Below are 12,513 nucleotides of genomic sequence, written 5' to 3'. Positions count from 1 at the left end.
CTCTTGGAATGGCAGGCCGCCTCGAGCGGTTATTGGCCCAAAGGCTGAACGATACGGAATTCGTGGCCGTCGGGGGTCATTGAGGTGGACGAAAATGTGCAGAAGGCAGTTTTAAAAGATGGACCTTGCAACTTTCTCGAGCTTTCTGATTCGTTTGATCCAGGTCCACGGCCCCTGGATCATTTCCGTCGTTGTCGCACCGGAAAGCGCCGGCGTGCCCCTTCCCGGCGAGACCATCCTTGTTGCTGCTGCCCTTCTGGCCGCCACCACCAATCAGATCGATATCACTGTCGTGGTAGCCGCGGCCGCCGCAGGTGCGATCATCGGAGACGGGATCGGATACACGGTCGGGCGCCGCTTCGGAATGCCGCTGCTACGCAAATACGGGCGATACATCCGCCTGGATGAAGACCGATTACTGATCGGTCGATACCTGTTTTTCAGATATGGGAGTGCTGTCGTGTTTTTTGGTCGCTTTATTGCGGTGCTACACATGTTTGCGGCTTTGCTTGTCTGACAGCCTCGGCAGATGGCGACTGGAACGCTTCGTCACAACGCTCGCTGACGCTGTTCAACAAGTACGCCGGCACGAAGCTCGACACCAAGCTCGCGAGCTTCGATGCGCTGGATGTGATCAAGGCCAAGCCGGGACGCGTTTGCCCGTTGGTGTGTGACCACGGCTTCAAGGCCGATGGCGACGCTTGCGTGAAGATCGCTTGCCGCGCCAGCTATCGCGTCAACGACGACAATGAATGCGAGAAGGTGCAGGACAAGAAGCCTGTCGCGACCCGTGACGATAACAGCAGGCGTGACACCGAGCGCAAACAAATGGAGGCCACGCCACCGAAGCGGGAGGCAAAGCCTTCGGGGCAAATCTACTGCAACAGTTCCCTTTGCCGCCCGGTACGATCTGGATGTCGTCTTGAGAATGTCAGAAGTGGAGTGATGGTGCCGGCCAATGGAGCTGTTGGAGGCCTTGTCGAAGTCTGCAATTAAAGCCAGCCAAGAAGTCGCGAGTAAACGCCGCACCGAAACGCGCGAACGTCGGGCACGGGCTGGGATTTAGCCCTCTGAGCAAAGTTCATTTCTGCTATTGGCCCATCTGCGACCTCGGAGGCCATCCGCTCTTCGGCCGATCTTGGCGGTAAACCGGACATCAGGGGGCCCAGCCGCTTGATGAGGACACGCCCTAAAGCGCGATGAGATGAGGATGAATCATCATCGCGCCTTAGGTTGTTGTTTGAGCATGATCTTTTCGGAAAACCGCTTCGCACTTTTCCGGATCATGCTTTAGCCGATCGCGGACGAGCCGAGCAGAGCGAGCACGGCCAGCGCCATCAGGGCGGTGCCGAGCCAGCCCAGCACGACGAGCCATGACCGGGCCTTGAAGGGGCCCATGATCGTCTTGCTCGAGACGATCAGCATCATCATCGCCATGATCGGGACGGCGACGATGCCGTTGAGCACGGCGCTCCACACCAGCATGTGAATGGAATCGATCCCGGTGAACCCGAGACCGAAGCCGATCGCGGTCGCGGCCGCGATGATGGTGTAGAAGCCGACGGCCTCGTCAGGCTTGGCCTCGAGCGTCGCACGCCAGCCGAAGATCTCCGCCACTCCGTAGGCGGCGGACCCCGCCAGCACCGGGATTGCGAGCAGGCCCGTGCCGATAATGCCGAGCGCGAACAGGGCGAAGGTGAAGTCGCCGGCGAGGGGACGCAGCGCTTCTGCGGCTTGCGTCGCCGAACCGATGTTGGTGGCGCCGTTGGCGTTCAGCACCGAGGCGGTGGTGAGGATGATGAAGAAGGCGATGCCGTTGGAGAGCAGCATGCCGGCGATGGTGTCGGCCCGGATGCGCACCAACTCCCGATCGCCCTTGCGCTGCGTTTCCTCGCGCAGCGGCTTGTCACGCTTGCCCTGGTTCATCTCCTCGACCTCCTGCGAGGCCTGCCAGAAGAACAGATACGGGCTGATCGTGGTGCCGAGGACGGCGACGACCATCATGAAATAGTCGGCGCTGACATTCGTCTCTGGCCACACCGCCGCGAGCAGCGCCGTGCTCCAGGGGATCTTCACGGTGAAGGCGGTTGCGACATAGGCGAACAGCGCCAGTGTGAGGAATTTCAGCACCGGCGAATAGCGCCGATAAGGCAGGAACACCTGGAGCAGGGTCGAGCCCGCGGCAAAAATCAGCGCGTGCTCGTGGTTGAGGCCGCCGATCACGAGCGAGAGCGCCTCCGCCATCGCGGCGATGTCAGCCGCGATGTTGAAGGTGTTGGCGGCAACGAGCATCGCGACGAGACCCAGCACCGCCCAGCGCGGCGCGATCTGCATGACGTTGGCGGCCAGCCCCTTGCCGGTGACGCGGCCGATCTGGGCGCTGACGAGTTGAATGGCGATCATGAACGGCGTGGTCAGAAATACCGTCCAGAGCAGTCCGTAGCCGAATTGCGCGCCGGCCTGCGAATAGGTGGCGATGCCGGACGGATCGTCGTCGGCCGCCCCGGTGACGAGACCCGGCCCCAGCCTTTGCAACAGCGTCGGCACGGATTTCATGGGGGTGAGGGCACTGTCGCTCATGGAAGAAGGACCTCGATCGGGGGCGCGTCTTTGAGCAAATGCCAATGAGGGAACAAAGGTTCCCCACCGGTTAGCGGGCTCCGATGCCATTTCTGATTTTGCTAATCGCTTTTGACTCGTCGGGCAAAACACCCGTATAAGTGCATCATCGCAAGAACACTCGATGCCGGCTTTTGCGCGCATCCTGCTCCTTTCAAGATCGTCCGGACCGGCCTCGCACCCGTTGCGGTAATGGCGGCTCTTGCGAACCTCGCGTTGAGGTTGTAGGGAGCACCATGAGCGAGCTTCTGACGCTTGCAAAGGTCGATCCGTTGGACGCGCAGCAGGCTGCAGCGCTCGACCGCGACGGCTATCTGCTGCTGCGGGGCGCGGTGCCCGAAGTCTGGCGCGATGCGCTGCGCGCCGCCTTCGATTCCGGCGTGGGGGCCGGCGACCAATGGATTGCGCCCCGAGGCGCCGGCTGGTGCCACGCCCTCGTCGATCTGGATCCGACGGTGCGGCAGACCTGCCGGCTGCCGTTGCTGCTGGCGGCGGAGGCGCAGATGCTGGGCGGACCTTTCTTTCTCGCCCAGGTCGAGGGCCGCGAGCCGCTCCAAGGCGGCGGCCACCAGCCGCTGCATCGCGATGGCGCAGGCATGAAAGCCGTCGCCGCCCTGGTCTTCCTCGACGATTACGGGCCGGACAATGGCGCGACGCGACTCGTTCCGCGCCATCTCAACCAAGGCCATTTTGATCAAGCCGATCTTGATCAAGCCGATCTTGATCAAGCATTGCCGGACGAGAGTCTGTCCCTGACGATTGCGGGCGAGGCCGGGGACATCCTGGTGTTCGACGCCGATCTGCCGCATGGGGCAACCCGCAACCGCTCCGGTGCGCGGCGACGTTCGCTGCTACTGAGCTTCATGCCCGAGCGCAACCGGGAGACCATGGACGCCTGTCGCGCAGTCCGCAACGTGCGCATGGACACCAGGGAGGTGTTTGTCCCCTGAGCGAGTGCGGTCCCGGGACTATTTGATGCTGACGAACATGCCCCAGGCGCCGGCCAGCGCGGCGCCGGAAAAGACGATCAGCGGATTGTCGCAGAACGCACTGCCATAGGTACACATGGTGACGCCGAACGAGCCGATCTCGTGATGGCTCGCGGAATAGAACAGTCCCGACAGCACCAGCAACGCAGCGGCGACGCAATACATCGATGGTCTCTCCGAACCTTTCCCGATTGCGTCTTTCGCAAGGGACATGTCCCAGCATGGCGCCAACAAATTGCATCCTGCCGAATCTGCCTTGCTGCATTTGAACTAAAGTCGACCTGTCCCGTGGGACATGGATTGGAAGCGCTGCCCGCGACAATGGAACAAACGTCCACTTTGCGACTTAGGAACTCAGTTCGCCAACGAGGGTGGGATGAGCAAGGACCAGCAAGCGGCGCCATTGAGAGTCCATCATCATCAGCCGGGGCCGTCGTGCCCCAAATGCGAGACGTTCACGCGCTTCGTGACCTCGATTCTCGACGTGAAACGCGATCGCTCGATCCTGATCTACCGGTGCGACGGTTGCCGCGAGGAAGTCTGGGTGTGAGCAAGGCCCGTCTGCCGGCGGTCGGCCTGCTTGCAGGATGACGCGCTGAAGGCCCGCACGTCAACGCCGCGATCTTCCCCGAGGCATCGAAGGTGAGGATCGCGCTCACGATCCCGTCGCGCACGAGGTTTGTCGTCAGCATACATTCCCAGAATGGTTTCGATATCGCCGTCGCGGTAGGCATCAAGCCAGTCGACCGCAGCGTTTTGTTGGCCGGGGTTTAGGCGCGGGGTCATGAATGTGAGGTGAAAGGTGCGCGGGTTCCGGTTGCAAGAGGGCAAGAGCGTACCGGATGGTTTTGCAGGCGAGGTTCGCGCCGCGTGTTCACTTTTGGACTGTCCTGGATCGCTTCTTAGCGTACTTTGCAAATGGAGCAGGAAGACGGGAGCTTGTCATGCTCACCAGGAAGGAATTTGAGGCGCCTCTCGACGGGCAGAAAATGCACCAGCTTGATGCAAGCCAAACGACACGACAAATGCTCCGCCGTTCTCGGGAGCAGATCGCGGTGTCAATGGCACTGCTTCAGCAACAGGTTCCGAAAATCTGGCACCCTGAGCCTCCAAAACCATAGAAACCTCGTCCGCTGTTCCCGCGTTGCGCGGAATGGCGAACCGAGAAACCAAGCAGCGGCCGATTTGTGCTGGGTGCAACAAGCCCATGGTGTTCATCGACGCGGTTGGTTCACCGGACGGGGCGATTGCCATCTTTCGGTGCTCCGACTGCAACAAGTTATTCTGGGAGAAGCCCAGGCGAGACCAAAAGTAAGGCTGCCTCAGTCGGCCCCTCCAGGCTGCCAACGCTGCTTCCGTCGCGCCTGAAATCTCTGGCCTATTTTGAACCTGCGAGTGGACAAAAAAGGCCCCAGCACGGGGGCCGAGCTGAGGCCGTAGGGATTGTCGGTCGTGCATCCGGACCGACACCCGAATAACCCCTTGGCCCTCCAACGTGTTCCTAATAGGTGGCCTGTTTTCCGCATTTGGGCGTGAACTGATCGAGAGCCGCGCACCCGCCATGTGTAGGCACAAGGGGGCCGGAGCACGGCTCCGGCGTCCCGACGAAACACGCCTGAAACAGTGCCGAAACCAGATAGCCTCGAACTCTCCGCCCGCTGCGCCCGACCAACGAAGCGAAAAGGAGATCATCATGATCCAGATCGGTTCGAAGGAAGAAGTCGCGTTTCTGCTGGCGCTGTTCGGCACGCACGCCCAGCCGGTCAAGCGGCCAAAGTTGAAATCGCAGCAGGCGTGAGGCGCTGATCCCATGCCAGGTTTGGCCGAATGCCAGAGCCTCTTGCGCCTTCTGATCGCAAGGGGCGACCCGAAGGCCATCCCGCTCGCCCAAGGCGCCATCGATCAATTTCTGAATACGGCGCCGGTCTGCATGCGCGGGCGCGGCCTGCGCGTGCTCCGGAGCGATGCGCTCGACCAGCATGATGCCGCGGTCGGCGTGCAGCGCTCGTTCGCCGAGACGGTGGATGCCTATATCGAGCGGAAGCTTGCGGAGGAGTGAGGGTGCCGAGTGTCGTTTCGCCCCTGTCGTTTTCGCCCGTGAAGAGACCGGGCACGAACGCGGCAACTGATGCTGCCGCGTTCGCGTCTTCATCGAATCTCGCGCTCGGCCCCCGCGCAATTACTGGGTCGGCGGCAGCACGGCCTGCGAGGTCTGCTGCGGCAGGTTGGTGTAGGTCGCACTTTCCTTGGTGCAGATGTCCCTGAACACCACGACGCCGGCCTGCGGATATTCCTTCACGAGGCAGTTGCAGTTGTTGTTGACCACCGGACCGGGTGCAGCCGCGGCGTCGCAACCGCGGCCGGCCGCTGGACGATGACCGTCTTCTCCACCACTTGCGGCGTCGGAACGTACACCGGCCTGTTCACGACAACCGGAACGGGGACCGGCCGGACCACGACCTGCGGAGGCATCGGCCGGGGGCCGGGAACCACAACGACCGGGCGCTGGCCGTTGCCATAGCCGCCCCAGCCGGGCTTGGCCTGCGGCGCGTTGCCATACTGTCCGTTCTCGCCCCAGCCGGCCTGCGCGGGACTGCCTGCAAGGCCAGCCGCGACGCTTGCCAACACGATCGCTGCCGCCATCTTCGTGATCATCACTGTCTTCGTTATGGCCCACCTGTCTGGTTGTTTGTCTTGTTGCGAACGTCGTCGTGGGATGAGTGATAGGCGGCGACGGCGCGTGCATCCGTGACGCCGCGCACACAGTCTCCTTCGACAGGGGAGGCAGGCACGGCGTGCGGCCTATCGGCGTGGAGAGGCTCGCCGCGTGACGCCGTTCTCGGTTCGCCTTCCACGGGCGGCAAGCAGACCATGGCGATCGACGTTCGCGCCGCCGACGGACTTGTGATGCAGGTGACATTCTCGTTCGAGGTCGAGGATCTCAAGACGCGATCGCGTTCACGCGATCACTGACGCGTCAGCAATTTCGCCGGCTGCTCGGGCTCGAGCACGGCGATTTTTCGACCGAGCTGCCAGACCTCGACCTTGCCGTGCCGCGTGAACTGCTGCGCGAAGTTGAGCGCCGACGCGTCGGACAAGGCCTCGAAGGCTTCGGCGGAGCGGAAGACGCCGTCTTCGCCGACGAGGTAGGCGCGATATTGCTGGCTCATGTCGGCGCCCTCAGGCCCGGCGAATGCAGCCAGGCCTCGATGTGAATGGCGGTCTCGTCCTGCCGCGCCTTGCGCAGCAGCATCTCGCGGCGGCGCCCCGGCGCGAGCGAGCGCGCTTCCTCGCGAAGCCGTGTGGCTTCGTCAGCGAGCCGTTCGGTGAGTGTCCTGGTCTGCTTGAAACGTCGACGTGTCTGCATGCACATCTCCCTCGTTCGTTTGGGGCGGGAGCGCAACCCCGGCGTTGTCGTTACCGATTGATGCCGAGTGAGGCGCGGTGATGTCTCAAGCCTAGGCCGCCGGTTTCGGACCGTCAGTATCATTTGCTATTTTGGTTCGAAGAATCTTTCGGGCGTCCCGGCAACCATTTTGAGCGGTTTGAGTGGCTTACTCATTTGACTGCAGGTGAAGCCAATGTTCACTTTTGGACAGAAGCGGTGTCCATGCCTGTCTTCCATGAGTGGGCAGAGTTCATGCATTGCCTTCTCCGGAATTCAACGATCGGTTTGGTAGCTGGAGTATGCCAACTGCCGACGGCCAGCCGTGACAGGCGAGCAGGCCGATCGGCCCGTTCGCGGATGAGCCAAGCTACATCATTCCGCCACCGATCTTCGGAGTGGATGCTCCGGCTAATGCGACAATGATGCTCAGGAATGGTTCTCGCGCTGGATAGGCCGCTGCATTGGTCGGAGTGAAGACGAGTTATGGAGTCGTGCGTATGCCGCTCGAGATCGATCGTTTGACACGTCGGGCAAAACACCGACAGGATGGCATTATCGAGATGCGCGTCGCCTGCGGAGCGGCCTAATCGTCCTTCGACAAATCGCCGGGCTTGGTGGGAAGGTCGATGGTGCCGCCATCGCCGTGTACGAGATCGCGGCCTTTGTTCTCCGTCTCGCCGGCGTCTTCAACGATGGCCTCTTGCATGTCGCGTTCCTTGTCGATGCGCGGCTTTGGCCCCGGAAGATTTCGCGTCGTCTTTTGTGACGTAGTCTTAAGTGTCATCTGCCGGTCCTCCTGATCGCCTAACGCAGCTTGAGCGAGTTCGTTCGTTTGACACGTCGGGCAAAACATCAGCAGAATGATATGATTGAGACGAGTTTGGTTCACCCGCGCGGAAAGCATCCGCCGCGGGTTTTTTCGACTCGATTGAGATCGGACGGCGGCGGCGCATTGCGGCCACGCACTCGTCAAACTTGGAGCGCCGATCGGCGCGCCGTCGTCCGTACCATTGCTGGCCGGCACGCGCGAACGTGCCGGCCCGCGGCGCTGGGCCATTTGCTCGCGCCGCTGCGGTCTCCGGGAGCGGAGATCGGGCACTGGTGGGAGCCGGACAAATTGATGGGCTATTGCGTCGCGCTTTACTTCGCAAAACTCCTGGTCTGGGACAAGGTCCTCGGCTTTGGTTCCACGGACGCCCTCGCGGGATTTGCGGCGATCACAGCCAATCTGGTTGTCTCCTTCTACTTCGCCAAGCGCGGCTTCGAGAATGTTGCGAGGATCATCAAGCGGTGAAGATACCAGATGACGAAATCAGGGCGATCGTTGCCGAGACGCTGGCCGAGCAACACAGGCTTCAGCGGGCGAATATCGATGCGATCGTATTGCAGACCGTGGCATCGGTGCTGGCCTCTTTTGGAATCGAGTATGACGATCGAAAGGAGCTGAGGGCTGATTTTCAGCACCTGCGCCGATGGCGAACGAGTGTGGAGCAGGCACAGAGCTACACCTTCAAGGCCGTGATTACGGTGATCGCTACCGGCCTGATGGGTGCGGTTTGGCTAGGTGTCAAGGTCGTGCTGGGTAAATGAGCTTCGCGTGGCGGCAACCCCGCCGCATGCCCCCTAAAGGATCGTTTCGCTCCAATGAGCCATCCCATGTACAGAATTCGTATCGTCGATGCGTCTGATGATGACGTTGTCGACACGTTGTCCGACCTGCACCAGCTGACGTTCTTCGATGCGGCGGCTATGCCGCAATTTGACCTTGGAGCGTGGTGGCTGGCCTATCACGGGGGCGACGCGATCGCCTTTGCCGGCGTCGTGCCGTCCACGCATGCACGAAACAGCGGGGCGCCGCATCGGATGGGACAGCATCGTCTCCGATACGACGAACAATCCGGTGTCTGCCAACAATTTCATCCAGGCGGGTTATCGACTGTACGAACCCGAGGTGCCCTGGGCTTGGTCACATACCCTTTATTGGCGAAGGTCGCTTCGCTGACGATTCCAGCAGGTGTCCCGCGATGCGGAACGTGGCTGTCGCAACGCGCGAGACGTGGCGCCGACCGCATGTCCAGAATGTCCAAAGGCCCGGCAGCTTCGGCTGCCGGGCTTTTTTGCGTATTCAAGCGATGCGGGTGAGGCACTTGCGAAGTCGGCGGAGGCGGGCTTTAAGCTCTCGCAGGAAATTCGGCGACCACAAGCCGATGCAAGGGAGCGCTATCGATGCCCACCAAGCCCCAACTGCCGGAACGTTCGTCGCGGACGACGGGACGGCCAACCGCACTCGATGGTCTGCTGGTCGTGGATTTTACGCGTGTGGTTGCCGGTCCGGCCTGTACGCAGACGCTTGCTGATTTCGGCGCGCACGTCATCAAGATCGAGAATCCAGATGGTGGCGACGACACGCGTGCGTATGAACACGCCGAAATCGGTGGAGAGAGTGCTGCTTATCTCAGCCTGAATCGCAACAAGCGCGGCATCGCGCTCAACCTTACCCTGCCGGAGGCTCGTGAGATTGCGCTGGATTTGATTCGCAAGGCCGACGTGGTGGTCGAGAACTTTTCCAGCGGGGTCATGAAGAAATTTGGCCTCGACTATGAGGCTGTTGCGCCACTCAATCCGCGGCTGGTCTATTGCTCGATCTCCGCCTACGGGCGCACCGGACCGTTTGCCTCGCGTCCCGGTTTTGATCCGATCACGCAGGCGGAAAGCGGCTTCATGTCGCTCAACGGATTTGCCGACAGCCCGGCGGTTCGCACCGGGCCGCCCATTGTGGACATGGCGACGGGGATGTCTGCCTGCAACGCCATCCTGCTGGCGCTGTTGGCGCGGGATCGGCTCGGTCGCGGCCAGCATGTCGAAGTCGCCTTGTTCGACGTCGCGATGGGGATGACGGGCTTCTACGGCATGGCTTATCTGATCAACGGCGAGAACCCTGGGCGGTTCGGTAATTCGCCGAGCGGGTCTCCCACCGTCGGCGTCTACGAGGCCTCCGATGGGCCGCTCTACATCGCATGTGCCAACGACCGGCTCTATCGCAGGCTGGTCGTCGAGGTACTGAACCGGCCTGATCTCATTACCGATCCGCAGTTTGCAACACGCAAAGCCCGCTCCGAGAACAAGGAGCTTTTGCGCGCAGCCATCGCGGAGGTCTTTGCAAGCGATACCCTCGAGAACTGGATGGCGAAGATGAAGCTGGCCAATATCCCGGTCGGCTATCTCCGGACGGTCGAGGAGGGGTTCAATGCACCGGAGGCGCGCGAGCGCCATCGCTTGAGCCGGATTCCGCATCGTACCGCAGAGTGGGTCCCGAACATCGAGCCGCCGATTACCATGAGCTTGACCGGCCCGATTGATCCTGTGGCTGCTCCGCTGCTGGGCGAGCACACGGAGCAGGTTTTGCGTGATACGCTCGGTTATGATGAGCGTCGGATATCGCAGTTCACCCAAAAGGGTGTCTTTGGCTCAGGCAAGCCCTCGACGTCGATTTGAGCCTGAGGGGTTGATCCTACAGGTCAGGTCTCGCAGGCTAGGTCTCGCAGGCCGGTCTCGCGCGGCCTGCGGATCACGGCTTCGCGATACCGCCTTCGCGACATCGCATCCTTCCCGGGTGGCCGGGGTCAGGGCGACCATACCCAGACAGCGCTGCCTCGGCTTGATTTGGCAAGGGTCTAGCCGCATAAATGTGTGAAAGTGAGGGATACGAATGGCGCCTGGTCAAGAGCCGAGCGTGGGCCAGCCTGCGGGGGCGCAATCCGATGAACGTGCCCATGCGGCAATGGTCGCGAAGGCCCGGGCGCTCGTACCACGGCTGCGAGACCGCGCGGCGCGAACGGAAGAGCTGCGGCACCTGCCGCCGGAGACCGAGCTGGACCTGCACGAGGCCGGCCTGTTCCGGATGCTCCAGCCCAGGCGCATTGGCGGCGCAGAACTCGATTATGTCGCCTTGATCGACTGCGCGGACCTGCTCGGACAAGCAGACGCCTCGGTAGCCTGGAATCTGGCCAATCTGGCGAGCCACCACTGGATGCTCGGCATGTTCGAGCCGACGGCGCAGGATCTGGTCTGGGGCCGTGATCCGGACGCGCTGATCGCGTCCTCGTTCATTTTTCCCGCCGGACGCGCCACGAGAGTCGAGGGCGGATACCGCCTCCATGGCAGCTGGCCGTTCTCCTCGGGCGTTGCCTCCTGCGCATGGAACATGCTTGCAAGCGTGGTCTACTCCGACGATGAGGCAGACGGCATCGAGTATCGGATATTTCTGCTGCCGAAAGACGACTACAAGGTCCTCGACACCTGGAATGTCGCGGGACTGCGCGGGACAGGGTCTTGCGACGTGGAGGTCAGGGACGCTTTTGTGCCCGGCTACATGACGGTCGCGGTCGGCGATCTTGACGGCGGTCCGACTCCAGGAAGCAAGCTCAATCCTAACCCGCTGTATGCGCTCCCCGTGTTCTCGCTGTTTCCTTACGTCCTCTCCGGCGTCGCACTGGGAAACGCGCAGGCGTGTCTCGACGATTATGCGGAGGTCGTCCGTCATCGCATTTCCACCTACAACCGCGCCAGGCTGAGCGACTTTCAAAGCACCCAGATCAAGATCGCGGAGGCCTCGGCGAAGATCGACGCTGCACGCTTGATCATGCGCTCGGCCTGTCTGAATGCCACGGAGGATGCACGGCGGGGTCATATCCCCGATATGGCAACTAAGACCAGATATCGGCGCGACGGGGCTTTTTCAGTAAACTTCTGCACGGATGCGGTTTCGATGCTGTTTGCCGCGAGCGGAGCACGGGGCCTGTTCACGACGGGTGTGTTGCAGCGGCAGTTTCGCGATGCGCACGCGATCAACTCGCATCTCGCGTTCAATTTCGATGCGGCCGGGACCAATTATGGACGCGTGGCGCTGGGCCTGCCGTCCGAGAATCTCACGCTGTGAGGCCGGCCGATGAATGATCTGCCGAAGCAGCCGGCCGTTCCCGATCCAGCCAACGAATTCGCGAGCGACAGCTCGTCGATCGATCCCCGTGATTTTCGCAGCGCGCTCGGCACCTACGCCACGGGCGTGACGATCATCACAGCCGCGGCTCCTGACGGCAAGCCCTATGGCCTGACGTGCAATTCGTTCGCCTCGGTTTCGCTGAATCCTCCGCTGGTTCTTTGGAGCCTGGTCGTCTATTCCTCCAGTTTGACCATCTTCCAGAATGCCAGTCATTTCACCGTCAACGTGCTTGGCGCTTCGCAACAGGCGCTTGCGAGCAAATTCGCCAAGTCGTCGGACGACAAGTTCACCGGTGTGGACTGGACGCCGGGCCTCGGCAACGCGCCGGTGCTCGCCGAGAGCGTCGCCAATTTTCAATGCCGTTCGGTCAATCGCTATTACGGCGGCGACCACGTGATCTTTCTCGGTGCGGTCGAGGCCTATACTTACAATGCGACGGAGCCGCTGCTCTTCGCGCGGGGCGCGTTTGGCCGATTTCTCGCCGACGACGAGCGCGAGCAGGCACCCTAACGTGC

15 protein-coding genes and 3 pseudogenes are annotated in these 12,513 nt (G+C 61.8%); 11 read left to right on the top strand and 7 right to left on the bottom strand.

The window, feature by feature from the left end; translation table 11 throughout:
- Positions 1-118 precede the first annotated feature (118 nt).
- Together QCM77_RS00580 and QCM77_RS00575 are read left to right on the top strand one after the other, a co-directional pair.
- Positions 119-517, top strand: coding sequence for a DedA family protein (locus QCM77_RS00580; RefSeq protein ID WP_279667661.1), 399 nt, complete (start codon positions 119-121; stop codon positions 515-517).
- Positions 511-996: pseudogene (locus QCM77_RS00575) on the top strand (caspase family protein); the annotation flags it as partial. The gene QCM77_RS00580 and the pseudogene QCM77_RS00575, both read left to right, overlap by 7 nt.
- 294 nt (positions 997-1,290) lie before the next feature.
- Here QCM77_RS00575 and QCM77_RS00570 read toward each other — a convergent pair.
- A complete protein-coding gene (locus tag QCM77_RS00570; RefSeq protein ID WP_279681430.1) occupies positions 1,291-2,580 on the bottom strand; it encodes an NRAMP family divalent metal transporter in 1,290 nt (429 codons plus the stop codon).
- 311 nt (positions 2,581-2,891) lie between these two features.
- Here QCM77_RS00570 and QCM77_RS00565 point away from each other — a divergent pair, with 311 nt between their 5' ends.
- Complete coding sequence (locus QCM77_RS00565; protein WP_347882344.1) at positions 2,892-3,569, top strand: phytanoyl-CoA dioxygenase family protein; 678 nt, start codon at positions 2,892-2,894, stop codon at positions 3,567-3,569.
- Between the two features lie 18 nt (positions 3,570-3,587).
- Here the strand turns inward: QCM77_RS00565 and QCM77_RS00560 are convergent, their stop codons facing one another.
- Positions 3,588-3,773: a hypothetical protein gene (locus QCM77_RS00560; protein WP_279681427.1), complete on the bottom strand. Its 186-nt coding sequence runs from the start codon at positions 3,771-3,773 to the stop codon at positions 3,588-3,590.
- Positions 3,774-3,984: 211 nt separating this feature from the next.
- Here QCM77_RS00560 and QCM77_RS00555 point away from each other — a divergent pair, with 211 nt between their 5' ends.
- Complete coding sequence (locus QCM77_RS00555) at positions 3,985-4,158, top strand: hypothetical protein (RefSeq protein ID WP_279667664.1); 174 nt, start codon at positions 3,985-3,987, stop codon at positions 4,156-4,158.
- 398 nt (positions 4,159-4,556) lie between these two features.
- On the opposite strand, the gene QCM77_RS00550 is transcribed toward QCM77_RS00555, so the two are convergent.
- Positions 4,557-4,862 carry a hypothetical protein gene (locus QCM77_RS00550; protein WP_279667665.1) on the bottom strand — a complete coding sequence of 102 codons (306 nt, stop codon included), beginning with the start codon at positions 4,860-4,862 and terminating at the stop codon, positions 4,557-4,559.
- A gap of 556 nt (positions 4,863-5,418) precedes the next feature.
- On the opposite strand from QCM77_RS00550, the gene QCM77_RS00545 reads away from it, so the two are divergent.
- On the top strand, positions 5,419-5,667 hold the full coding sequence (locus tag QCM77_RS00545) for a hypothetical protein (protein ID WP_279667666.1): 249 nt from the start codon (positions 5,419-5,421) through the stop codon (positions 5,665-5,667).
- A gap of 236 nt (positions 5,668-5,903) precedes the next feature.
- Here the strand turns inward: QCM77_RS00545 and QCM77_RS00540 are convergent, their stop codons facing one another.
- The 4 genes from QCM77_RS00540 to QCM77_RS00525 all read right to left on the bottom strand — a co-directional run bounded on the left by QCM77_RS00540 (position 5,904) and on the right by QCM77_RS00525 (position 8,053).
- Complete coding sequence (locus QCM77_RS00540; protein ID WP_279681425.1) at positions 5,904-6,263, bottom strand: hypothetical protein; 360 nt, start codon at positions 6,261-6,263, stop codon at positions 5,904-5,906.
- 311 nt (positions 6,264-6,574) lie between these two features.
- Positions 6,575-6,778 (bottom strand): hypothetical protein, encoded by a 204-nt coding sequence (locus tag QCM77_RS00535; RefSeq protein ID WP_279667668.1) that lies wholly within the window; start codon positions 6,776-6,778, stop codon positions 6,575-6,577.
- On the bottom strand, positions 6,775-6,975 hold the full coding sequence (locus QCM77_RS00530) for a hypothetical protein (protein ID WP_279681423.1): 201 nt from the start codon (positions 6,973-6,975) through the stop codon (positions 6,775-6,777). The genes QCM77_RS00535 and QCM77_RS00530 overlap by 4 nt, the downstream gene beginning before the upstream one ends.
- A 604-nt stretch (positions 6,976-7,579) precedes the next feature.
- Positions 7,580-8,053 (bottom strand): hypothetical protein, encoded by a 474-nt coding sequence (locus QCM77_RS00525; protein ID WP_279681414.1) that lies wholly within the window; start codon positions 8,051-8,053, stop codon positions 7,580-7,582.
- 27 nt (positions 8,054-8,080) lie between these two features.
- Between QCM77_RS00525 and QCM77_RS00520 the strand changes: the two are divergent.
- From QCM77_RS00520 to QCM77_RS00495, 6 genes and pseudogenes are all read left to right on the top strand, one after another.
- Positions 8,081-8,290, top strand: a pseudogene (locus QCM77_RS00520) (hypothetical protein); the annotation flags it as partial.
- Positions 8,287-8,586 carry a hypothetical protein gene (locus QCM77_RS00515; protein ID WP_279667671.1) on the top strand — a complete coding sequence of 100 codons (300 nt, stop codon included), beginning with the start codon at positions 8,287-8,289 and terminating at the stop codon, positions 8,584-8,586. The pseudogene QCM77_RS00520 and the gene QCM77_RS00515, both read left to right, overlap by 4 nt.
- A 66-nt stretch (positions 8,587-8,652) precedes the next feature.
- Positions 8,653-8,998: pseudogene (locus tag QCM77_RS00510) on the top strand (GNAT family N-acetyltransferase).
- A 224-nt stretch (positions 8,999-9,222) separates the two neighbouring features.
- A complete protein-coding gene (locus tag QCM77_RS00505) occupies positions 9,223-10,491 on the top strand; it encodes a CaiB/BaiF CoA transferase family protein (RefSeq protein WP_279681412.1) in 1,269 nt (422 codons plus the stop codon).
- 214 nt (positions 10,492-10,705) lie between these two features.
- Entirely contained in the window at positions 10,706-11,935 is a 1,230-nt protein-coding gene (locus tag QCM77_RS00500) for an acyl-CoA dehydrogenase family protein (protein WP_279681411.1), read from the top strand.
- A gap of 9 nt (positions 11,936-11,944) precedes the next feature.
- A complete protein-coding gene (locus QCM77_RS00495) occupies positions 11,945-12,508 on the top strand; it encodes a flavin reductase family protein (RefSeq protein ID WP_279667675.1) in 564 nt (187 codons plus the stop codon).
- Positions 12,509-12,513: the final 5 nt, after the last annotated feature.

Origin of the sequence: Bradyrhizobium nivariense (genome assembly GCF_029846695.2) — a bacterium.
In the GTDB taxonomy this organism is placed as follows: Bacteria; Pseudomonadota; Alphaproteobacteria; order Rhizobiales; family Xanthobacteraceae; genus Bradyrhizobium.
Note: the sequence above shows the minus strand (reverse complement) of the source record. Positions and strands in the feature narration are given on the sequence as shown.

What these genes read in the sequence shown, in the direction of transcription:
- QCM77_RS00555 (WP_279667664.1), top strand. Translation starts at nt 3,985, where the DNA reads ATGAGCAAGGACCAGCAAGCGGCGCCATTGAGAGTCCATCATCATCAG.
- QCM77_RS00580 (WP_279667661.1), top strand. Translation starts at nt 119, where the DNA reads ATGGACCTTGCAACTTTCTCGAGCTTTCTGATTCGTTTGATCCAGGTC.
- QCM77_RS00535 (WP_279667668.1), bottom strand. Translation starts at nt 6,778, where the DNA reads ATGAGCCAGCAATATCGCGCCTACCTCGTCGGCGAAGACGGCGTCTTC.
- QCM77_RS00495 (WP_279667675.1), top strand. Translation starts at nt 11,945, where the DNA reads ATGAATGATCTGCCGAAGCAGCCGGCCGTTCCCGATCCAGCCAACGAA.
- QCM77_RS00525 (WP_279681414.1), bottom strand. Translation starts at nt 8,053, where the DNA reads ATGGCCCAGCGCCGCGGGCCGGCACGTTCGCGCGTGCCGGCCAGCAAT.
- QCM77_RS00505 (WP_279681412.1), top strand. Translation starts at nt 9,223, where the DNA reads ATGCCCACCAAGCCCCAACTGCCGGAACGTTCGTCGCGGACGACGGGA.
- QCM77_RS00570 (WP_279681430.1), bottom strand. Translation starts at nt 2,580, where the DNA reads ATGAGCGACAGTGCCCTCACCCCCATGAAATCCGTGCCGACGCTGTTG.
- QCM77_RS00545 (WP_279667666.1), top strand. Translation starts at nt 5,419, where the DNA reads ATGCCAGGTTTGGCCGAATGCCAGAGCCTCTTGCGCCTTCTGATCGCA.
- QCM77_RS00540 (WP_279681425.1), bottom strand. Translation starts at nt 6,263, where the DNA reads ATGATCACGAAGATGGCGGCAGCGATCGTGTTGGCAAGCGTCGCGGCT.
- QCM77_RS00560 (WP_279681427.1), bottom strand. Translation starts at nt 3,773, where the DNA reads ATGTATTGCGTCGCCGCTGCGTTGCTGGTGCTGTCGGGACTGTTCTAT.
- QCM77_RS00530 (WP_279681423.1), bottom strand. Translation starts at nt 6,975, where the DNA reads ATGCAGACACGTCGACGTTTCAAGCAGACCAGGACACTCACCGAACGG.
- QCM77_RS00550 (WP_279667665.1), bottom strand. Translation starts at nt 4,862, where the DNA reads ATGGCAATCGCCCCGTCCGGTGAACCAACCGCGTCGATGAACACCATG.
- QCM77_RS00500 (WP_279681411.1), top strand. Translation starts at nt 10,706, where the DNA reads ATGGCGCCTGGTCAAGAGCCGAGCGTGGGCCAGCCTGCGGGGGCGCAA.